This window comes from Hymenobacter artigasi (genome assembly GCF_012275535.1).
Classification (GTDB): domain Bacteria; phylum Bacteroidota; class Bacteroidia; order Cytophagales; family Hymenobacteraceae; genus Hymenobacter; species Hymenobacter artigasi.
Window position 1 is genome coordinate 93050 of sequence record NZ_JAAVTK010000008.1, and the last position, 20592, is coordinate 113641.

At 61.5% G+C, this 20592-nt stretch carries 15 protein-coding genes; 7 read left to right on the forward strand and 8 right to left on the reverse strand.

The genetic code is table 11. The features are described 5' to 3' along the window. Positions 1–146: 146 nt before the first annotated feature. Complete coding sequence (locus HBN54_RS14015; protein ID WP_168673843.1) at positions 147–1016, forward strand: aldo/keto reductase; 870 nt, start codon at positions 147–149, stop codon at positions 1014–1016. 156 nt (positions 1017–1172) lie between these two features. Here the strand turns inward: HBN54_RS14015 and HBN54_RS14020 are convergent, their stop codons facing one another. The 3 genes from HBN54_RS14020 to HBN54_RS14030 all read right to left on the reverse strand — a co-directional run bounded on the left by HBN54_RS14020 (position 1173) and on the right by HBN54_RS14030 (position 4854). Then, positions 1173–1928, reverse strand: coding sequence for a succinate dehydrogenase/fumarate reductase iron-sulfur subunit (locus HBN54_RS14020; RefSeq protein WP_168673975.1), 756 nt, complete (start codon positions 1926–1928; stop codon positions 1173–1175). 130 nt (positions 1929–2058) lie between these two features. Continuing rightward, entirely contained in the window at positions 2059–3993 is a 1935-nt protein-coding gene (locus tag HBN54_RS14025) for a fumarate reductase/succinate dehydrogenase flavoprotein subunit (protein WP_168673844.1), read from the reverse strand. 102 nt (positions 3994–4095) lie between these two features. Continuing rightward, the gene (locus HBN54_RS14030; RefSeq protein WP_168673845.1) at positions 4096–4854 is read right to left on the reverse strand and encodes a succinate dehydrogenase cytochrome b subunit; all 759 of its coding nucleotides are present in this window, start codon (positions 4852–4854) and stop codon (positions 4096–4098) included. 289 nt (positions 4855–5143) lie between these two features. Here HBN54_RS14030 and HBN54_RS14035 point away from each other — a divergent pair, with 289 nt between their 5' ends. The 4 genes from HBN54_RS14035 to HBN54_RS14050 all read left to right on the forward strand — a co-directional run bounded on the left by HBN54_RS14035 (position 5144) and on the right by HBN54_RS14050 (position 13875). Further along, a complete protein-coding gene (locus tag HBN54_RS14035; protein ID WP_168673846.1) occupies positions 5144–8107 on the forward strand; it encodes a T9SS type B sorting domain-containing protein in 2964 nt (987 codons plus the stop codon). A 249-nt stretch (positions 8108–8356) separates the two neighbouring features. After that, positions 8357–11314: a T9SS type B sorting domain-containing protein gene (locus tag HBN54_RS14040; RefSeq protein ID WP_168673847.1), complete on the forward strand. Its 2958-nt coding sequence runs from the start codon at positions 8357–8359 to the stop codon at positions 11312–11314. A 182-nt stretch (positions 11315–11496) separates the two neighbouring features. After that, positions 11497–12393 (forward strand): ACP S-malonyltransferase, encoded by an 897-nt coding sequence (gene fabD, locus HBN54_RS14045; RefSeq protein ID WP_168673848.1) that lies wholly within the window; start codon positions 11497–11499, stop codon positions 12391–12393. A gap of 144 nt (positions 12394–12537) precedes the next feature. Continuing rightward, positions 12538–13875 (forward strand): hypothetical protein, encoded by a 1338-nt coding sequence (locus tag HBN54_RS14050; RefSeq protein WP_168673849.1) that lies wholly within the window; start codon positions 12538–12540, stop codon positions 13873–13875. Here the strand turns inward: HBN54_RS14050 and folK are convergent. Both folK and HBN54_RS14060 read right to left on the reverse strand, forming a co-directional pair. Continuing rightward, on the reverse strand, positions 13822–14319 hold the full coding sequence (gene folK, locus HBN54_RS14055) for a 2-amino-4-hydroxy-6-hydroxymethyldihydropteridine diphosphokinase (RefSeq protein ID WP_168673850.1): 498 nt from the start codon (positions 14317–14319) through the stop codon (positions 13822–13824). The two genes, HBN54_RS14050 and folK, sit on opposite strands and share 54 nt — an antisense overlap. Beyond that, on the reverse strand, positions 14316–15176 hold the full coding sequence (locus HBN54_RS14060; RefSeq protein WP_168673851.1) for an alpha/beta hydrolase family protein: 861 nt from the start codon (positions 15174–15176) through the stop codon (positions 14316–14318). Before HBN54_RS14060 ends, folK begins: the two co-directional genes overlap by 4 nt. A gap of 125 nt (positions 15177–15301) precedes the next feature. Between HBN54_RS14060 and HBN54_RS14065 the strand changes: the two genes are divergently transcribed. Beyond that, on the forward strand, positions 15302–16309 hold the full coding sequence (locus tag HBN54_RS14065; protein WP_168673852.1) for a polyprenyl synthetase family protein: 1008 nt from the start codon (positions 15302–15304) through the stop codon (positions 16307–16309). A gap of 185 nt (positions 16310–16494) precedes the next feature. Here HBN54_RS14065 and HBN54_RS14070 read toward each other — a convergent pair whose 3' ends face one another. After that, positions 16495–16797 carry a hypothetical protein gene (locus tag HBN54_RS14070; protein WP_168673853.1) on the reverse strand — a complete coding sequence of 101 codons (303 nt, stop codon included), beginning with the start codon at positions 16795–16797 and terminating at the stop codon, positions 16495–16497. A 159-nt stretch (positions 16798–16956) separates the two neighbouring features. Here HBN54_RS14070 and HBN54_RS14075 point away from each other — a divergent pair, with 159 nt between their 5' ends. Further along, complete coding sequence (locus tag HBN54_RS14075) at positions 16957–18375, forward strand: cytochrome P450 (protein WP_168673854.1); 1419 nt, start codon at positions 16957–16959, stop codon at positions 18373–18375. Positions 18376–18535: 160 nt separating this feature from the next. On the opposite strand, the gene HBN54_RS14080 is transcribed toward HBN54_RS14075, so the two are convergent. Continuing rightward, positions 18536–19390 (reverse strand): universal stress protein, encoded by an 855-nt coding sequence (locus tag HBN54_RS14080; RefSeq protein WP_168673855.1) that lies wholly within the window; start codon positions 19388–19390, stop codon positions 18536–18538. A 291-nt stretch (positions 19391–19681) separates the two neighbouring features. Continuing rightward, a complete protein-coding gene (locus tag HBN54_RS14085; RefSeq protein WP_168673856.1) occupies positions 19682–20554 on the reverse strand; it encodes a universal stress protein in 873 nt (290 codons plus the stop codon). Positions 20555–20592 lie beyond the last annotated feature (38 nt).

The following is a 20592-nucleotide window of genomic DNA, read 5'->3' on the forward strand; positions in this document are numbered from 1 at the left end:
CACTGCTGCGGGGTAATCCGGCTGGTGCCCACCCGCCCGCGCTATCCCACGGTTCCTGCCCAAATAAAACAAATCTGTCTTTTAAACGTCTTATAAACCACCCCGCTATTATTTGTGCCGGGGCATTTCATCTCAAACCAGTTTTCATGTCCGATACCACTGCCACCGCTACTACTTACCCCGCTACCTTCGCCATCGGCGGCGACCTCACTGTCAACCGCCTCGGCTATGGTGCCATGCGCATCACCGGCGAAGGCATCTGGGGCCCGCCCGCCGACCACGACGAATCCATCCGCGTGCTGAAGCGGGCCGTGGAGCTGGGCGTCAACTTCATTGATACCGCCGACAGCTACGGCCCCAACGTGTCGGAGGAGTTGATTGCCGAAGCCCTGCATCCCTACGTCAAAGACGTGGTGATTGCCACCAAAGGCGGCCTGCTCCGCACCGGCCCCAACGAGTGGCCCATCGATGCCAGCCCCAAGCACCTCGAAGAAGTCCTCAACGGCAGCCTGAAGCGCCTGAAGGTGGAACAGATTGACCTCTACCAACTCCACCGCATCGACCCCAACGTACCCTTCGAGGATACCCTGAAATTCCTGCAAAAGGCGCAGGAGGACGGCCGTATCAAGCACATCGGTTTGTCCGAAGTAAGCGTAGCCGACATCAAAAAGGCCCAGGAATTCGTGCCCATCGTGTCGGTGCAGAACATGTACAGCGTCGAAAACCGCAAGTGGGAAGCCGAGCTCACTTACACCCGCGAGCAGAACATCGCCTTCATCCCTTGGTTCCCGCTGGGCGGCGGCAATGCCGACGCACTCAAGGCCCTTGACCAGATTTCTGCCAAACACGGCGTAAAGCCCCAGCAGATTGCCCTGAGCTGGCTCCTGCATCACTCGCCCAACATCCTGCTCATCCCCGGCACTTCCAAAGTAAAGCACCTGGAAGAGAACATGAAAACGGCTGACATTCACCTCTCCGCCGAGGATATGAAGGCGCTTGATGCCGTAACAGCCTAGAAGTGCAGTAGGGTGTGGGGCTTGTCCCCGCCCGCCGTTGAACGTCTGTGAATGAGCCGTTCGACGACGGGCGGGGGCAAGCCCCGCACCCTACAACCGAAAGCCCCGGCAGTCGCACGACTGCCGGGGCTTTCGGTTGCTTACGCTTTATCTGCCTTACGCCAGGTTATTCGACGTAGCCTTAGCCGCCAGGAACTCGCGGTTCAGGATGGCGATGTTCTCCAGCGAAATCCCCACCGGGCACTCAGCCGCACACGAGCCGATGTTGGTGCAGGCACCAAAACCTTCCTTGTCCATCTGAGCCACCATATTTTCGACGCGGGTTTTGCGCTCCACATGGCCCTGGGGCAGCAGCGCCAGCTGCGAAACTTTGGCCGAAACGAACAGCATGGCCGAGGCGTTTTTGCAAGCCGCTACACAGGCACCACAGCCGATGCAGGTAGCCGCCTCGAAAGCACGGTCCGAAATTTCCTTCGGAATCGGAATCTCGTTGCCGTCGGGTGCGCCGCCGGTGTTCACGCTCACGTAACCGCCCGCCTGAATGATGCGGTCGAACGCCGAGCGGTCCACGCTCAGGTCTTTGTTCACGGGGAACGACGATGCGCGCCAGGGCTCGATGGTGATGGTATCGCCATCCGAGAACTTGCGCATGTGCAGTTGGCAGGTAGTGGTGCCCTTCTCTGGACCATGCGAACGGCCGTTGATGAACAGGTCGCACGAGCCACAAATGCCCTCGCGGCAGTCATGGTCGAAAGCCACCGGGTCCTGGCCGCCGCGCAGCAGGTCCTCGTTCAGCACATCGAGCATTTCCAGGAACGACATATCGGGCGAAATGTCCTTCACGTGGTACTCCACAATTTTCCCCTGCGCCTGGCGGTTGGGCTGCCGCCATACGTTCAGGGTCAGATTCATCGGTTTAGCGTTGGGGTTGGAACCGGCCATTTTTTTGAATTAATAATTAATAATTAGGAATTGAGAATTAGCGCATTTAATTTTTTGCCAATTCTCAATTCCTAATTATTAATTCATAATTATTAATTAATTACTTGTAGCTGCGCTGGGTCAGCTTCACGTTTTCGAAAGTCAATTCTTCCTTGTTAAGCTTCTCGGGCTGGTTTTCGCCCTGATACTCCCAGGCCGCCACGTAGGCGTAGTTTTCGTCGTCGCGCAGGGCCTCGCCTTCGGGGGTCTGGTACTCTTCACGGAAGTGACCGCCGCAGCTTTCGTTGCGGTCCAGGGCGTCGTCCACCATCAGCTCGCCGAGTTCGATGAAGTCGGCTACGCGGCCGGCTTTCTCCAGTGCCTGGTTCATTTCCTCGCCGGTACCCACCACTTTCACGTCGCTCCAGAAAGCCTTCTTGATTTTCTGAATCTCGGCTTTGGCGTGGCGCAGGCCTTCGGCGGTGCGGGCCATGCCGCAGTATTCCCACATAATGAGGCCCAACTCTTTGTGGAACTCATCGGGGGTACGGTTGCCCTTGATGTTGAGCAGCTGCTCGGTGCGGGCCTGCACGTAGGCTTTCGACTCGGCAAAGGCGGGGTGGTTGGTGTCCACCGGCTTGGGCGGCGTGCTGGCCAGGTAATCACCAATGGTGTAGGGGATTACGAAGTAACCATCGGCCAAGCCCTGCATCAGGGCCGAAGCACCGAGGCGGTTGGCGCCGTGGTCCGAGAAGTTGCACTCGCCGGCAGCATACAGGCCGGGTACGCTGGTTTGCAGGTTGTAGTCAACCCACAGGCCACCCATGGTGTAGTGCACGGCCGGGTAAATGCGCATTGGCCGCTCGTAGGGGTTTTCGTCGGTGATTTTCTCGTACATGGCAAACAGGTTGCCGTACTTCTGGCTCACCGCCTCGGCGCTGGTGCGCTTGATGATGTCGGAGAAATCGAGGTACACGGCCAGGCCGGTACTGCCCACACCGCGTCCTTCATCGCACATCATCTTGGCGTTGCGCGAAGCCACGTCGCGTGGCACCAGGTTGCCGAAAGCCGGGTACTTACGCTCCAGGAAGTAGTCGCGCTCGTCCTCGGGAATGTCCTGCGGCTTGATTTGGTTCTGGCGCACGCGCTCGGCCATTTCCACCGTTTTGGGTACCCACACGCGGCCGTCGTTGCGGAGCGATTCTGACATCAGCGTGAGCTTCGACTGGTAGTCGCCCGACACCGGGATGCAGGTAGGGTGAATCTGCGTGAAGCAGGGGTTGGCGAAATAGGCACCCCGCTTGTGCGCCCGCCAAGCGGCGGTCACGTTGCAGTACATGGCGTTGGTGCTCAGGTAGAACACGTTGCCGTAGCCACCCGTGGCCAGCACTACCGCGTGGGCGGCGTGGGTTTCAATCTCGCCCGTGATGGTATTGCGCGTCACGATACCGCGCGCCTGCCCATCCACAATCACCACGTCGAGCATTTCCGAGCGGGTGTACATCTTCACCTTGCCGTAGGCAATCTGACGGCTCAGGGCCGAGTAGGCTCCCAGCAGCAGCTGCTGGCCAGTCTGGCCCCGGGCGTAGAACGTTCGGCTTACCTGGGCACCACCGAATGAGCGGTTGGCCAGCAGGCCGCCGTATTCGCGGGCAAAAGGCACACCCTGCGCCACGCACTGGTCAATGATATTGACCGATACCTGGGCCAGGCGGTACACGTTGGCCTCGCGGGAGCGGTAGTCGCCCCCCTTGATGGTGTCGTAGAACAGGCGGAACACGGAGTCGCCGTCGTTCTGGTAGTTTTTGGCGGCGTTGATGCCGCCCTGCGCGGCGATGGAGTGCGCGCGACGGGGCGAATCGTGGTACGTGAAGGCTTTCACGTTGTAGCCCAACTCGGCCAGCGAGGCGGCGGCCGAAGCACCAGCCAGGCCCGTGCCGACCACAATCACGTCGTATTTCCGCTTGTTGGCGGGGTTCACGAGCTTGACGTTAAACTTGTGCTTGTCCCATTTTTCGGCGAGGGAGCCTTCGGGAATTTTGGAATCCAACAGCATAGAGCGACGGAGTGATTGAATGACTGAGTGATGGAGCAATAAGATAACAGCGAAACGCCGCAGGTGTTAGCGCGTTAGGCGAGTTTTATCGCTCCTAATCAATTAAAAAGCCGAAGCCACGGTGTGCAGAAAAGCGGGGGCGTTGGCGGCCATTTCTCCCTGCGCATCGGTGAACAGGAAAAAGTAGAGGGGCATGGAGGCAAAGCCCGCCGATACCAACACGGCAAAGCCATAGCCTACGTACTTGATGAGCGGGGTGTACTTGCGGTGGTTCAGGCCCAGGGTCTGAAAACCCGAGCGGAAGCCGTGCCACAAGTGGTAGCCAAGGCTGATTTGAGCAGCCACGTACAGCAGCACGTACCACCAGATGTGGAACGACGATACCACGGCCAGGTACAGGTTGTCGTAGTCGCTGGTCAGCGGGTCGGCACCGCCCATGCGGGGCAGGTCGCCGGCGAAGCGGGCGCGCCAGAAGAAGTTGTAGAGGTGAACAATGAGGAAAATCAGGATGATGCTACCCAGAATGCCCATGTTGCGCGAGGTCCACTCGCTGTTTTGCTCCGAGTGGTTGCTCACGTAGCCCTGCGTGCCACGGGCGGCTTTGTTGCGGCGGGTGAGCGCGAAGGCTTCAAAAATATGGAAGCCGAAACCCAGCACCAGGCCCCACTCGATGGTGCGGATGATGGGGTTGGTGCCCATGAAGTGGGAGTAGGTATTGAAGGCCGCGCCCTGGTCGTGCTTGAATAACTGCAAGTTGCCAACCAGGTGAACTACCAGGAACGTGCACAGAAACAGGCCCGTAGCGGACATAATTATCTTCCGGCCGATGCTGCTGGTTAAGGTTTTTGTTATCCAACTCATAAAGTAGCCAAACTAGGGAAGTGAAGAGGTGTGTTTAGGTTGCTCAAAGGTAGCCCCCACCCGCTAACCGGGCAACGGGCGGGCCCGATTCTTGCAAGGAGAGGCAGGCCGAAAAACATTGCGGGGGCGTGGTGAATCTATCCGCGCCCGGCATCGTTAACACGCACGGGCGTGCTGATGTTAGCTATTGGCAAATAGTAACAGCTGATGAAGTCGAATTCAGCGGCCGGCTTTCTTGCCGGGTGCCCGTGCCTGCATCGCGGTTTCCTTTTCTTGTAAATTAGTTGGTATGGTACAGTTTACTATTCCGAGGGCTGGCACGCTGGCGCGGACGGCGCTGCTGTTGATGGTGCTGCTGGTAGGGTTGGGCCTGCGGCCCGAGGTGGCCCAGGCCACCCACATCCGGGCGGGCGACATTCAGGCCAAGGTTGATACCACGGCCAGCCCAAACCCGAGACGCATCTTTTTTAAGATGATTCTGTACCTCGACATCAGCCGGGGGGCAAATTCGGTAGACCAGCCCAACGCGGTTATTTTCTTTGGCGATGGCACGTCGAGCTGTAATCCGGGCATTGCCCGGCAGGGGGGGCGGCTGCCCATTCCCGGCAACACCGATACGGCGCTCAGTATTTATTACTTCGAGCACACTTATCCGGCCACGGGCAGCTACACGGTCAGCTTTGTGGGCGAAAACCGCAACGGGGGTGTCATCAACATGAGCAACCCACTCGACCAGTCGTTCTACATCAGCACCAAAATCACTATCGACCCGGCCCTGGGGTTGAATCATTCGCCGGTGCTCACGGCTCCGGCCATTGACAAGGGAGGCATGGGGCAGGTGTTTTTGCACAACCCGGCGGCATACGATGCCGACCAGGATTCGCTGGCCTTTCACCTGCGCACCAGCCAGAAGGAGCCCCGGCTGGCCTCTACCATTATCGGCCCACCCTGCCCCGGTGCCACCGGCGACAACTCGCCCCGACCGGTAACGGTGCCCGATTTTAAATATCCCAACGACCCTGCCATTGCGGCCAACCCCCTGACCGTGCCCTACGGCGGGGTGCCGGCCGACCCCACCGGTGGCAACCCCGCCATATTTGTGCAGGACGTGCACACCGGCCAGATTACTTGGAACGCCCCCGTGGCGGCCGGCCTCTACAACGTGGCGATGGTGGTGGAAGAATGGCGGCGCACGCCGTTGGGGCGTCGGCTCATCGGCGAGGTGATTCGGGATATGCAGATTGCCATCGTTGCCACCAACAACCTGCGGCCGACCCTGACCATTCCGTCCGACATTTGCGTGGTGGCCGGGACAACCGTGACCGGCAGTGTGACCGCCGTGGACGGCGCAGCTGCCGGCAGCCCCCAAACGCCGATTACGCTGTTTGCCTACGGCGGAATTTTCCCGCCCGCCACTTTCCGGCAAACCACGACCGGCCCGCCCCAGGCCGCTGGCACCTTCCAGTGGCAGACGAATTGCAGCAATGTGGCCGGACTGCCCTACCAGGTGGTATTCAAAGCCCAGGACAGCCCCACGGCCCCCGCGCCGATATTGATAGACGAGAAAACCTGGCGCATTACGGTAGTAGGCCCACCGCCCCAAAGCCTGCGCGCCACGCCTACGGCGGCAGCCGGCGGCCTCAACAGCATGGTGCTGACCTGGGACGCCTACACCTGCGCCAACGCGGCCCGCATCTACATCTACCGCAAGGTGAACCCCTCCACGTTCACGCCCGGGCCGTGCGATACCGGCATTCCCGCCTCGGCGGGCTACGTGCGTATTGGCACGGTAGCGCCCGGTGCCACCACCTTCACCGACCTGAACGTGGACCCCGCTACCGGTACCACGCGGGGCCTGGACCGGGGCCAGAACTACTGCTACCGCATTTACGCTGACTTCCCGCTGCCGGCCGGGGGCGAGAGCATCGCCTCGAACGAGGCCTGCGCCCAGGTATCGGGCCGGGGGGCCATGCTGACCAACGTGGACGTGGCCACCACCAGCACCACCACCGGCCAGATGGCCCTGCGCTGGACCCAGCCCCGCCCCATTGGCGGGGGCACGTTCACGGGCACGCCATCGTATCTGCTGTCGCGGGCCGAGGGGCTTAACCCGCTGGCCACGGCGTTTGTGCCGGTGGCGCACGGGCCGTTCACGGCGCTTACCGATACGAGCTATGTAGACTTAGGGCTCGATACCCAGAACAAGCAGTACACCTACAAGCTGGAGTTTGTGCGCACCTTCGCCCCGGGCCAGGGTGCCACGCTCACCGAGGCCTCGCCTACGGCCAGCAGCGTGCGCCTCACGGCGCTGCCCAACAACCCGCCCACGGCCATCACCCTGAGCTGGACCTATCAGGTGCCGTGGAATAATGCGGGCAAGCCGGTGACTATTTACCGCCGCACCGGGACTACCGGGGCGCTGGTGCAGGTGGGCACCGCCCCCACGGGCGCTACCGGCGGCACATTTACCGACCGCGACCCCACGCTGGCAAAGGGCCAGAGCTATTGCTACTACGTGCAGACCGAAGGCAGCTATGCCGGTTTCGCCTTCCTAAGCTCGCTGCTGAACCGCAGCCAGGTGCAGTGCCTCACGCTCAACTCGCCGCCCTGCACGCCGGTGCTCACGCTGCTGCCCACCAATTGCGACAGCCTGGCCAACCTGCCCGAGTTCCCGGGCCTGCGCGAGCGCTACACCAACCGCCTGCGTTGGACGGTGGGCACCACGCCCGCCGGCTGCGATGCCAATATCATCAGCTACCGGGTGTACTACCGGCCCACGCCTACGGGGCGCTTCGCCCTGCTGGGCACCACCTCGGCCACCAGCTTTGTGCATTCAGACCTGGCGTTTTCGGGTGGGTGCTACGCCTTGCAGGCCGTGGTGGCCAGCGGCGCGGTGAGCGACACGAGCAACGTGGCTTGCCAGGATAATTGCCTGTTTTTCAAGCTGCCCAACATCTTCACGCCCAACGGCGACGGGCAGAACTCGGTGTTCCGGCCCAAGAACAACAGCCCGGTGCGGCGCATTCGCTTCCAGGCCTTCAACCGCTGGGGTACCAAGGTATTTGAGAATACCACCACGGCCGACGACCCGGTGCTCATCAACTGGGACGGTGGCGGGCCCACGGGCGAATCGGGCAACGGCAACAGTGCTAAAGTGAGCGATGGCGTGTATTTCTACCTGGCCGAGGTGGAGTTCGCCGACTTTGCCAATACCAAGCGTACGTATAAGGGCTGGGTTGAAATTATCCGCTAACGCTGGCGGTTGGCTGGATTAATATACTGATAGCCCCGCAAAAACTGCCCTGCTCGGAGCGGTTTTTGCGGGGCTATCTGGCGTAAGCAACCCGCTGGGTGCGGCCGGTGGCCGATGCCCTTTCGGCCAAACAAGGCGTAACTTTTCTTTCTCCCGTTACTTCTCGTATAGCTTCGCGCTGCCGGGCTCGCCCTTGAGACCCGAATCAGCGTAAGGCTAACGATTTTTCTTTCTTCCGTTCAACATTATATGATACAATCTTTTCTACTCCGGGGTGGGGCCGGGGCGCGGATGGCGCTGATGCTGCTGCTCATGATGACGGGGCTGAGCCTGCGCCCGAATGCTGCTCAGGCATCGCACCTGCGCGCCGGCGACATTCAGGCCAAAGTAGACACCACGTCGCCCGCCAACCCGCGCCGCATCTTTTTTAAGATGGTGCTTTACACCGACAACAGCTCGCCGGTGGACCAGCCGGCGGCCACCATCTTCTTTGGCGATGGCACCTCCAGCTGCATCGATGGCATTCCGCGTGCCGTGAAACGGGCCATTCCGGGCAACACCGATACGAGCGTTAATATTTATTATTTCGAGCATATTTACCCGGCAACGGGCGGCTACAACGTTGAGTTTATCGGCGAAAACCGCAACGACGGTGTGGTGAACATGAGCGACTCAAAAAGCCAGTCGTTCTACATCCGAACCTACGTTTACATCGACCCGGCGCTGGGGCTGAACCGCTCGCCCGTATTCACGGCTCCGGCCATCGACAAAGCGGCCACGGGCCAGGTGTTTCTGCACAACCCCGGGGCATACGATGCCGACCAGGATTCGCTGGCTTTCCACCTCATGGCCAGCCAGCAGGTGCCGGCTGGCATTCGCGGCACAGTGGGCGGCTTTCCGTGCACGGGCCCGGGGGCTGGTACAGGTAACAATACGCCCGTGCCGAGGTCGGTGCCGAATTTTCGCTTTCCCAGCGACCAGGCCATTACCGCCGGCAACCCCCGCGCCGTGCAGGTAGCCTACGGCGGTGTGCCGGCAGGTGTGGTTGATGCCGACGCCATTTTTGTGCAGGACGTAAATACCGGTCAGATTACCTGGAATGCGCCCGTGGCAGTGGGCTTCTACAACATCGCGTTTGAAGTGGAAGAATGGCGGCGTGTGCCGCTGGGGCGTCGGCTCATTGGCCGCGTGATTCGCGACATGCAGATAATCGTGACGGCCTCGGTCAATATCCGCCCCACCATTACCATTCCGCAGGACATCTGCGTGGTGGCCGGGCAGCGGATAACGGGCACGGTAACGGCCGTGGACGGAGCTACGCCCAGCAGTCCGCAGTCGCCTATCACGCTATTTGCCTACAGCGGCATTATTCCGCCGGCCACCTTCCGCCAAACCGCATCCGGCCCACCGCAGGCCGTCGGCTCCTTCAGCTGGCAGACTGCTTGCAACAACATCGCCAAGGTGCCATATCTGGTCGTGTTCAAGGCTCAGGACAACCCCGTTTTGCCCTCCAACACCAACCCCGCGCTGATAGACGAGAAAACCTGGCGCATCACGGTAGTAGGGCCGCCGCCCCAGAACCTGCGCGCTACGCCCACGGCGGCCCCGGGCGGCCTCAACAGCATGGTGCTGAACTGGGACACCTACACCTGTGCTAACGCGGCCAACTTCTACATCTACCGCAAGGTGAACCCGGGACCCGCGCCGGCAACGTGCGAAACGGGTATTCCGGCCTCGTCGGGCTACGTGCGCATTGGCAAGGTGGGACCCAACGTGACCACGTTTACAGACCTGAACACGGACGCTACCAACACCAACCGCGGCCTGGACCGGGGCCAGAACTACTGCTACCGCATTTATGCCGACTTCCCGCTGCCGGCCGGGGGCGAGAGCATCGCCTCGAACGAGGCCTGCGCCCAGGTATCGGGCCGGGGGGCGCTGCTGACCAACGTGGACGTGGCCACCACCAGCGCCACCACCGGCCAGATTGCCGTGCGCTGGACCCAGCCTCGCCCCACCGGCGGGGGCACGTTTGCCAGCGCGGTGCGCTACAACCTGTCGCGGGCCGAGGGGCTGACCCCCGCCGCCGCTGACTTCGTGCCGGTGGCCCACGGCCCCTTCACGGCCCTAACCGATACGAGCTACGTAGACTTGGGCCTCGACACCCAGAACAAGCAGTACACCTACAAGCTGGAGTTTGTGCAGGCCCTGGCCACACCCATCAGCGAGATTTCGCCCACGGCCAGCAGCGTGCGCGTGAATGCCCTGCCGGCCAACGTGGCCGCCTCGGCCATCACGGTAAGCTGGACGTATAATGTGCCCTGGGATAACGCCACGCAGCCTACTGCCATCTACCGCCGCACCGGCAATACCGGGGCTTACGTACGCATCGGCACGGCAACTTCTACCGCCGCTGGCGGCACTTATGCCGACCGCGACCCCGCACTGGTGAAGGGCCAGAACTATTGCTACTACGTAGAAACCAACGGCCGCTACCCGGGCTTTGCCTTCCTGAGCTCGCTGCTGAACCGCAGTCAGGAGCGCTGCCTCACGCTCATTTCGCCGCCCTGTACGCCGGTGCTCAAGCTGCTGCCCACCAACTGCGATAGCCTGGCCAATCTGTCCGAATTTCCGCGTCAGAATGAGAAATATACCAACCGCCTGCGCTGGACGGTGGGCAATACGCCGGCTGGCTGCGACGCGGCCCCGGTGAGCTACCGGGTGTATTACCGGCCCACGCCCACGGGCCGCTTCACGCTACTGGGCACCACCACCGCCACCAGCTACGTGCACGGCAACCTGGCGTTTTCGGGCGGCTGCTACGCCTTGCAGGCCATTGCCAGCAGCGGGGCGGTGAGCGACACCAGCAACGTGGCCTGCCAGGACAACTGCGTGTTCTTCAAATTGCCCAACATCTTCACGCCCAACGGCGACGGGGCCAACGACCAGTTCCGGCCCAAGAACAGCAGCCCGGTGCGGCGCGTCCACTTCCAGGCCTTCAACCGCTGGGGCACCAAGGTATTTGAGAATACCACCACGTCCGACGACCCCATCCTCATCAACTGGGACGGCGGCGGGCCCACGGGCGAAGCCAACACCAAGCTGAAGAATGTGGACGGTGTGTACTTCTACCTGGCCGAAGTAGAGTTTGCCGACTTCGCCGGTACCAAGCGCACATACAAGGGCTGGGTCGAAATCGTCCGGTAATCACGCTTTTAGATTAATTGACTGCTACTATTGAAGCGGAGCGGGCCTGATGGTTCGCTCCGCTTTTTTTTGGGCAATGCGGCTTTTTGTGCAGCTTGCGCCCGCTTTGCCGCTGCTGAGGCAGCGGCCGGCCCCCGATTATCAATTCCCACCACCCGAAAACCGCGAATCCGCGACTTCCAATGAATCCTACTCAATCCGTGCTATTTCCCGGCCAGGGCAGCCAGTTTCCTGGCATGGCCCGCGAGCTGTTCGACCAGAACCTCGACGCCCGCGCCCTGCTCACCCACGCCAACGACATCCTGGGCTTTAGCCTCACCGACATCATGTTTGGCGGCTCCGAGGACGACCTGCGCCGCACCGACGTTACGCAGCCCGCCATTTTTGTGCATTCGGTGGCGCAGTTTGTAGCGCGGCCCGATTTCCAGCCAGCCAGCACGGCCGGGCATTCGCTGGGCGAATTCTCGGCCCTGGTAGCCGCCGGGGTATTGAAATTTGAAGATGCCCTGCCACTCGTGGCCCGCCGCGCCCAAGCCATGCAGGCCGCCTGCGAGGAGCAGCCCGGCACCATGGCCGCCATCCTCGGCCTCGACGATGCCACGGTGGAGCGCATCTGCCAGGAAATTACCAGCGCCGGCAACGTGGTAGTAGCCGCCAACTACAACTGCCCTGGCCAGCTCGTCATCTCCGGCTCGGCCGAAGGCGTGGCCCAGGCCTGTGAAGCACTGAAAGCCGCCGGGGCCAAGCGTGCCCTGCCGCTGCCCGTGGGCGGCGCCTTTCACTCGCCCCTGATGCAGAGTGCCGCCGCCGCCCTGGCCGAGGCCATCGAGAAAACCACTTTCAGTCCCGCCCGCTGCCCCGTGTACCAGAACGTGGACGCCCTGCCCCACACCGACCCGGCCGAAATCAAAGCCAACCTGCTGGCCCAACTCACCGCCCCCGTGCGCTGGACGCAGCTGGTGCAAAACATGGCCGCCGATGGCGCGACCGACTTCGTGGAGTGCGGCCCCGGCAAAGTGCTGCAAGGCCTGGTGAAAAAAATAGTGCCCACGGCCACGGTGGGTAGCTTCGTGGTGTAAACCGAGGGCGTCAGGGTGAATTTTATCGTCATGCTGAGCGGAGTCGAAGCATCTCTACTGCTCAAGTAATTTGATTTACTCCTGCGGTAGAGATGCTTCGACTCCGCTCAGCATGACGTTTTGTACGCCATCATAATAGAATCTATGGCGTTTGCCAATTTTCCCTTTGACCCTGCTGCCGCCCGGCGCTTCCAGTGGCCCTTCGCGGGGCTGCTGGTGGCGGCCGGGCTGTTGCAGCTGGCCCTTTTTGCCTATGCCACCGCGCCCGGCCTGGCCGGCACCGGCGACTCGCGCCACTACCTCCACGCCGCCCACACGTTGCGCGAAACCGGCCGCCTGCTCAACCTCGATGGCACGCCGTACCGCTACTGGCCGCCGCTATTTCCGCTGCTGCTGAGTGCCGTTGGCTCGCTGGCCGGTGCGCGATTGCTGCACGGCGCGTGCCTGCTGGGCAGCCTGCTGCTGTGGAGCTGGATGGGCCGCCAGCTGTTGCCGGCCCGCCGGGCGCTGGTGCTACCGCTGTTGCTGGCGCTGAGCACACCGTGGCTGCTGGTGAGCAAATTTGTGTGGGCCGAAAGTGTGTTTTTGCTGCTATTCGCGGCTTATGCAACGGCGCAGTGGCAGTGGCTGCGCACGGGGCAGTGGCAATGGTGGGGCGTACTCACGGTTGCCGGGGCGTTGCTGCCTTTGCAGCGGACCTTGGGGCTTTTTCTGTTGGCTGGGGTAGGGGCGTGGCTGCTGGTGAGCGGCTGGAGCAGGCTTTCGGCGCGTGGTTGGGGCATGTTTTTCTTCCACTTGCTGATGAGCGGCACCGGCGGCGTGCTGTGGCAGTGGTACGCGCTGCTGGTGGCTGGCCCCAGCCGCTACCACCCCAGCCGCGGCTGGAGCCAACTGCTCAGCTCAGCGGCTGATTACGGCTTCGTGCTGGGCCGCTGGCTGCTACCGCTGCCGGTTTCGGGCCGAATCATGCTGCCTGATTTGATATGGGCCATCAGCCTGTTTGGCTTGGGTTGGCTGATATGGCCACGCCATATGACGACCACGACCAAAACGGCCGCTGCTACTGAACAGGCTGCTACTCCGGCTGCCGCGTTGCTACGTAGCTCAAATCTGCTTTTTAGGCCACAATTGGATATTGATTTCAGCCGTCAGCTAATGCTGAAAATACTTTGGAGTGCCGGTGCCGCTTTGATTTTATTGGTGGCGGGCCTGACGGTATTCTCCCAAAGTGCGGCTGGCATTCACGATGCCGAGCGGTACGCCAGTGTGCTATTTGCGCCATTTGTGCTGCTGGTGCTGGCGGCGTGGCCGGCCCGGGCACCGCGCTGGCTGGGGGTGGGGCTGGTGGCCGTGTTGCTGCTGGGCGCGGCGGTGCGGGTAGGCCACGTAGCGCAGGAATTGCGCCGGGTGCCGCCGCTGCCGGCCGGCTCATTCGCCGGACCAGGGCCGTACGAGCAAGGGGTCGGGGCAGCGGGCGAGTAGCGCGGCCACCGTTTCACCCAGCTGCGGATGAACCAGGGAGCCGGCAATTTCGGCCAGTGGCACCAGCGCAAAGCGGCGCTCAGCCAGGCGCGGATGCGGTACGCTCAGCGTGGGCGTGGCAATGGTTTCGTGCCCCAAAAACAGGATATCGACATCCAGTGTGCGGCTGCCCCAGTGCTCCAACCGCTCGCGGCCGGCGGCCTGCTCGGCGGCCTGGCAGACTGCCAGCAGTGCTTCCGGTGATGAAACCGTGCGCACGGCCAGCGCTTGGTTCAGAAATGCCGGCTGGTCTTCGCGGCCCCAGGCGGCGGTTTCATAAATGCCGGATTCAGCCACGATGGTCCCGGCCGTGGCCGCCAGTCGGGCGCGGGCCTGCGCCAGCAGCGCGGCGCGGTTGCCAAGGTTGCTGCCCAGCAGCAGGTAGGCCAGCACGGGCTCGCTCATATTTGCCGCTTAAAAAAGGCTGCCGTGGCCTCCGCAACGTGCCGGGCGGGCGCGGGCAATTCCGCTTCGGGCCAGGGGTGGGCACCGCCAAACATATGCGTGGCCCCGGGCACCAGCAGCAGCTCCGCATCGGGCTTGAGGGCTTGCAGCTGGTGGGCCGCCGCCACGCTCACCGTCTCGTCCTCATCGCCGTGAATGATGAGCAGCGGCTGCTTCAGCTTGCGGCGCACGTTGTGCGGAATATCGAGGCGCGGGCGGTTGGCGTGGTAGTTCTCCACAATCTGGTAGTGCATGGGCAGCTCCACGCCGGTGCGGGTGTTGGGCACGTGCAGCACTCCTACGCGCTGCCACTCATCAAACACCGCCTGGGGCCACTGCGGATGAATTTCGGCGATGGCGGCCCACGTAGCCACGGCCCGGATGCGCGGGTCTTCGGCGGCTTTCAGCAGCGCCAGGCCGCCGCCCCGGCTGTGCCCGGCCAGGAAGAACCGCTGCAAATCCATTTCGGCGGTGGGCACGGGCGTGGCGCCGGGCGTAAAAAGTGCGTCGATGACCTGGCCAATGTCATCGAGCTCAATACAGAAATTATTACGCCCAAAAGCCTCCAAATCTTCCAAATCGCCGGTGCCGCCCACCACCAGGCCGTTGTGCGACAGGTTCAGCTTCACGCACACAAAGCCCTGCGCGGCGAAATAATCGGCCAGCAACGGGAAGTGTCCCCAGTCCTTAAACCCCTTGAAACCGTGCACGAACAGCAGCACCGGCTTGGCTTGGCCGGTGGCCTGGTACGTGGCGTCGGCCTCGAAGGGCCGGCCGTGGGCGGGGCCCGTGAGCAGGAAGGAGGCGTGGGTGAGCATAGGGCGAAGGTAGGAGCGAAGCGCAGCCAATTGGCCGCCGCCGCGGTTATAATTCGTAGCCGGCCCAAAAGGTTGGCGCTTCCCGGGTGGTCCCTCCGCCGTTCTGCCGTATCATTGTCGCCGCAATGCCCCAACACTCCTCCTTGTCCCTCGACCAGATTCAGGCCCCCATCGCGGCCGAAATGGAAGAGTTTGAGCACAAATTCCGCCAGTCGATGCGCACCAAAGTGCTGCTCCTCGACAAGATAATGGGCTACATCGTGAAGCGCAAGGGCAAGCAAATCCGGCCCATGTTCGTGTTTCTCACGGCCCGCGCCACCCGCCTGGAGCCCGCCACCGGCGACCCGCTGCCCGACGCCAGCTTCCGGGGCGCTGCCCTTATCGAGCTGCTGCACACCGCCACCCTCGTGCACGACGACGTGGTGGACGAGAGCAACTACCGGCGCGGCTTCTTTTCCATCAACGCGCTCTGGAAAAATAAAATCGCGGTGCTGGTCGGCGATTATCTCCTCTCGCGTGGCCTCTTATTAGCCCTCGAAAACGACGATTTCGACCTGCTGAAAATCGTGAGCAACGCCGTGCGCGAACTGAGCGAAGGCGAATTATTGCAAATCGAAAAAGCCCGCAAATTAGACATCACCGAAGAGGTTTATTTTGACATTATCCGGCAAAAAACGGCGTCATTAATCGCCTCCTGCACGGCGGTGGGTGCCGCCTCTGTGGGGGCCGATAAAGAGGTGATTGAGCGCGCCCGCTTATTTGGTGAGAAAGTGGGAATTGCCTTCCAGATTAAAGATGATTTATTCGACTACGGTACTGCCGAAATCGGTAAGCCCGTGGGCATCGACATCAAAGAAAAAAAGATGACCCTGCCGCTCATTTATGCCCTGCAACAAGCTTCCTGGCTGGAAAAGCGCAAGGTTATCTTCAACGTAAAAAATAACAACGGCCACCGCGACCGGGTGCAGGAGGTCATTGAATTCGTGAAAAAATCGGGCGGCCTGGACTACGCCGTGCAAACCATGAAGCGCTACCGCGATGAGGCCCTCGCCATCCTGCACACCTTCCCGGAATCGCCCAGCCGCACGTCGTTGGAAGCGTTGATTAACTACACGATTGAGCGGGAAAAATAAATCACTGATTAGCACGGATTTTAGCGGATTTCACGGATTTTGTAGTCGACTGCTGATTTTAATTAATGGTATTAATTCAACAAAAAAGCCTCTCGTGTGAGAGGCTTTTTTGTGTTTTTATTGTGGGAACCGGAGAAACGAAGGTCGGCTACACAATCCGTGAAATTTGCTAAAATCTTTGCTGATTAGTGGCTTAGTTGGTAGCTCACTTTTTCGGGTGCCACTTCGCTCACTTTGAAGCGGACCCCGGCGGTAGTGCTGTCTACTTCCAACTGGTGCGTCATTTCGCAGGTGGGGCACTTCACTTCTTCAATTTCATGGTTGGCGGCGTGCTTGATGGAGTCGGCACTTTCGTTGATTTCCGGCACACCGATGAGGTCCGTGAATACCTCGGTCTGGCACTTGTTGCACTCAAATTTGAGGCCCACCGTGCGGCCCTGCAGGTCGGAAAGGGAGGCGGGAGCGTTGGCTTGTTGCTGAATCCACATAGCGGAGAAGGGTTTTTGGGATGGGAAGAAAGGTAAGTGGCGCACGGGCGTAGGGGATATGCCAGATGCCTTTGGCTGTACGCGATAGGGACAAAAAAGATGAGCCGGCGCGTGGCCGACTGTATTTTTGGGGGCTGCATCCAAGTGCGGCCCCGTGCCATGAGTGAGCTGCTGGTTGCTGATAAAGCCTCGGAAACGCCGTTTCGGCTGCCCCGGCTGCCGCGCTGGCGCTCGCTACTGCGCTCATTTGCCCTGGCCAAAGACCCGTTGCCGGTGCTGAACCAGGTGCTGGCCCGCCACGGCGATACGGTGGAGCTGTTCATTGGTGGGGTCGAAAAAAGCATCCTCACCCGCGACCCCGGCCTTATTCAGCATGTGCTGCAGAAAAACAACCGGAACTACGCCAAGTCGAAGTTCACGCGGGGCTTTTCGCGCTACATCGGCCACGGCCTGCTTACCAATGACGGGCCCGACTGGCTGCGGCAGCGTCGGCTCATTCAGCCTGGTTTTCACCGGCAGCGGGTGGCGGGCCTCACCGGCCTGATGCAGGAAATAACGACCGAAACGCTGGCCCCGCTGGTGGCGCAGGCCACGGCTGCGGGCGGCGCTACCACCGTGGCCGTGCACGAGCTGATGACGCGCCTGACCTTCCGCATCATCGCCCGCTCGGTGTTCAGTACCAACTTTCCGGAAGCCGAGCTGGACCGGCTGGCGGGGCTGATTACCGAAATTCAGGCGTTTTTCGTGCGCTCCATCCGGCAGCCCTATCTCAAGCCGTGGTTCCGGCTGCGGGGTCGGTTTGCCTACCACGATGCGCTGGCCGCCAAGCTGCGCACGCTGCTGGGCGGCCTCATTGCCCAGCGCCAGCAGGCCAACGCTCACCCCAACGCCCCCGCGCCTCCCGACGACCTGCTGCAAATGCTGCTCGACGTGCGCTACGAGGACACCGGCGAACCCATGCCGACCAACCGGCTCATCGACGAGTCTCTCATCCTGCTCGTAGCCGGCCACGAAACCAGTGCCAACGCCCTCACCTGGCTCACCTACCTGCTGGCCCACCACCCGGCCGAGGCCGTGGTAGTGCAGCAGGAAATGGCCGCCGTACTGGCCGGCCGCACCCCCACGTTCGAGGACCTGCCGCGCCTCGGCACCGCGCTATACGCCGTGCAGGAGGCCATGCGCCGCTACCCGCCCGCCTGGATGGTAGACCGCGTGGCCCTGGCCGACGACGAATACCAGGGCCTGCGCATTCCCAAAGGCACGCTGTTTTCGCTCTATTTCCACGGCCTGCACCACAACCCGACGTATTGGCCGGCACCCGGGGAGTTCCGGCCCGGCCGCTTCGCGCCCGGCCAGGCGCATCCGGTGCAGGCCAATGCCTATATGCCCTTCGGCGGCGGGCCGCGGCTGTGCATCGGCATGCAGTTTGCCCTCACCGAAATGCAACTCGTGACCCTGGAGTTGCTCCGGCAGTTCGATATCGAGTGGGTGGCCGGACAGCCACTCGTGGCCATGCAGCCGCTCGTTACGCTAAGGCCGAAAAATGACTTTCAGGTACGGCTGCGGGTGCGGGGGTAAACGTTTTTGATTGCAGAACGAACTGGTTAGACCGTCATGCAGAGCGCAGCGAAGCATCTTTACCGCAGTAGTAAATAATTAGTATCGAGGTAAAGATGCTTCGCCGCGCTCTGCATGACAGTCCTGATTGTGGCGGTCTGAATAACCAAACAGCCAATGATTATGCTGCCAGATGGTACGTCAGCACCGGCGGGAAGGCGTGGGTGGCCACGGTTTCGGCAATGCTGGTGCGTAGGAAGCGGCTCAGGCCCGAGCGGGCGTGCGTGGGGATGACCACCATATCGGCTCCTACCTGCTGGGCGTATTCTTCGATGCCGAGGCTGGTGCGCTCCGCGTCTACCTCGGCCGTCTGGCAGTTGAGCAGGTGGTGCTGCTGGGCAAAAGCCTCCATTTGCTGCTGGGCGACGTGGCCGCTGCCACCGGCCGCTACGTGCAGCAGGTGCAGCGTGGCGTTGGGAAAATCGGCCTGCACCTGGCGCAGGCCTTCGAGGGCGCTGGCAGCATCGGCCGCAAAATCGGATGGGAATACGATGTTCTGCACGTCGAAATCTATGTGCGGGTGCTTCACCGTGAGCACCGGGCAGGGCGCCAGCCGAATGAGGCGCTCGGTGGTGGAGCTCACGAAAAAGTGCTCTACCGCGCCGTGGCCGCGCGCGCCCAGCACCACCAGGTCGGGGTGGTCGCGCCGGATGGCGTGCAGAATCCCATCGCCGACGCGGGCAATTTCTACTTCGTCGTGCACCGGTACTTCGGGGGCCAGCTGGGCGGCCTCATCGCGCAGGAAGTGCATGCGCCGCTTGGTGGTTTCCAGTAGCTTGATGGTGAAAATCCGGTCGACGCTGTGGGCGCCCGTCGGGATGCCCATCGTGCTGAAGCCGCCTGCTACGCCCTCGGCTTCTTCCAGCACATGCAGCAGCGTGACGCGGCCATCCGTGCGTTTGGCCAACTGCAGGGCCACTTCAAAAGCGTTGTGGGCTTCGGGCGAAAAATCGGTGCAAACCAATATGTTCTTCATGGCCGAAATGGAATTAGGGTGGGCAGTAATCCGTCATTTTTGCCGTGTAATGGCGGGGCGCAGCTATTGAGTTGTTCTATAAGTTACCACATAAATTTCAGGATTGATATTTATAATTCTATATTTTAAATATGTAATTGATTGAAGGGTGTTTAAGTAAAATGATTGTCAGGTTTTTGGAGGATAGTACTTGTCAGAAGTCTGGGTATTCAACAAAAAAGGCTGCCCCTGGGGCAGCCTTTTTTGTTGAGAAAGAAACTGTTGCAATAGCGCGTGGAACCCGGGCGCTCGCTATGCCAGATGGTAAGTGAGCACCGGTGGGAAGGCATTGGTCGCCACCGCTTCGGCGATGCTGCTTTGGAAGAGACGGCTGAGGCCGGAGCGGGCGCGGGTCGGAATCACCACTAGGTCGGCGCTGACCTGCCGGGCAAATTGCTCGATGCCGGCGCTGGTGCTGTCGGCGGAGATGGAGGCCGTCTGGAAACTTGTCAGCTGGGCGCGTTCGGCAAAGGCCAGCTCGTGCTGCCGGGTCGTGGTGGTTTCGGCGCCGTTGGTTACGTGCAGCAGGTGCACAACCGCGTTGGGGAAAGCGGCCTGCACCTGCTGCAAACCGGCAATGGCCCCGGTCGATTCCTCCGTGAAATCAGACGGGAATACGATGTTGCGCACCTCAAACGTGCTTTGCTGGTGCTTCACGGTCAGCACCGGCACCTTGGCCAGCCGGATGAGCCGCTCGGTGTTCGAACCCACAAAAAAGTTCTCCATCGCCCCGTGGCCCTGCGCGCCCATCACCACCAGGTCGGAGCCGTGGCGCTCCACGGCTTTCAGAATGCCGTCGCCAATGCGGTCGGCTTCCACGGCATCGGTCACCGGCACGCCGGGGGCCAGGGTTTCGGCTTCGTTGCGCAGGGCATGCAGCCGTCCTTTGGTTACCTCCATCAGTTTGATGAAGAAAATCTTGTCGATGCCGCCGTCGCTGTTGGGTAGCTCGCTGCCGTTCACGGGGCCGCCGTAGGTGCTGAAATTGCCCGTAGTTGTCTCGGGGGCTTCCAGTACGTGCAGCAGGGTTACGGTGCCGCCGGTTTGCCGGGCCAGCTGCAGGGCTACTTCAAACGCGTGGTGTGACTCGGCCGAAAAGTCGGTGGGAACAAGAATGTTTTTCATAGGAAAAAGATTGGGTGCTGAAAGATGCAGCGCGGGTA

Excerpts from the sequence above, each read along its gene's own strand:
- HBN54_RS14015 (WP_168673843.1), top strand. The coding sequence starts at position 147 with ATGTCCGATACCACTGCCACCGCTACTACTTACCCCGCTACCTTCGCC.
- HBN54_RS14020 (WP_168673975.1), bottom strand. The coding sequence starts at position 1,928 with ATGAATCTGACCCTGAACGTATGGCGGCAGCCCAACCGCCAGGCGCAG.
- HBN54_RS14025 (WP_168673844.1), bottom strand. The coding sequence starts at position 3,993 with ATGCTGTTGGATTCCAAAATTCCCGAAGGCTCCCTCGCCGAAAAATGG.
- HBN54_RS14030 (WP_168673845.1), bottom strand. The coding sequence starts at position 4,854 with ATGAGTTGGATAACAAAAACCTTAACCAGCAGCATCGGCCGGAAGATA.
- HBN54_RS14035 (WP_168673846.1), top strand. The coding sequence starts at position 5,144 with ATGGTACAGTTTACTATTCCGAGGGCTGGCACGCTGGCGCGGACGGCG.
- HBN54_RS14040 (WP_168673847.1), top strand. The coding sequence starts at position 8,357 with ATGATACAATCTTTTCTACTCCGGGGTGGGGCCGGGGCGCGGATGGCG.
- fabD (WP_168673848.1), top strand. The coding sequence starts at position 11,497 with ATGAATCCTACTCAATCCGTGCTATTTCCCGGCCAGGGCAGCCAGTTT.
- HBN54_RS14050 (WP_168673849.1), top strand. The coding sequence starts at position 12,538 with ATGGCGTTTGCCAATTTTCCCTTTGACCCTGCTGCCGCCCGGCGCTTC.
- folK (WP_168673850.1), bottom strand. The coding sequence starts at position 14,319 with ATGAGCGAGCCCGTGCTGGCCTACCTGCTGCTGGGCAGCAACCTTGGC.
- HBN54_RS14060 (WP_168673851.1), bottom strand. The coding sequence starts at position 15,176 with ATGCTCACCCACGCCTCCTTCCTGCTCACGGGCCCCGCCCACGGCCGG.
- HBN54_RS14065 (WP_168673852.1), top strand. The coding sequence starts at position 15,302 with ATGCCCCAACACTCCTCCTTGTCCCTCGACCAGATTCAGGCCCCCATC.
- HBN54_RS14070 (WP_168673853.1), bottom strand. The coding sequence starts at position 16,797 with ATGTGGATTCAGCAACAAGCCAACGCTCCCGCCTCCCTTTCCGACCTG.
- HBN54_RS14075 (WP_168673854.1), top strand. The coding sequence starts at position 16,957 with ATGAGTGAGCTGCTGGTTGCTGATAAAGCCTCGGAAACGCCGTTTCGG.
- HBN54_RS14080 (WP_168673855.1), bottom strand. The coding sequence starts at position 19,390 with ATGAAGAACATATTGGTTTGCACCGATTTTTCGCCCGAAGCCCACAAC.
- HBN54_RS14085 (WP_168673856.1), bottom strand. The coding sequence starts at position 20,554 with ATGAAAAACATTCTTGTTCCCACCGACTTTTCGGCCGAGTCACACCAC.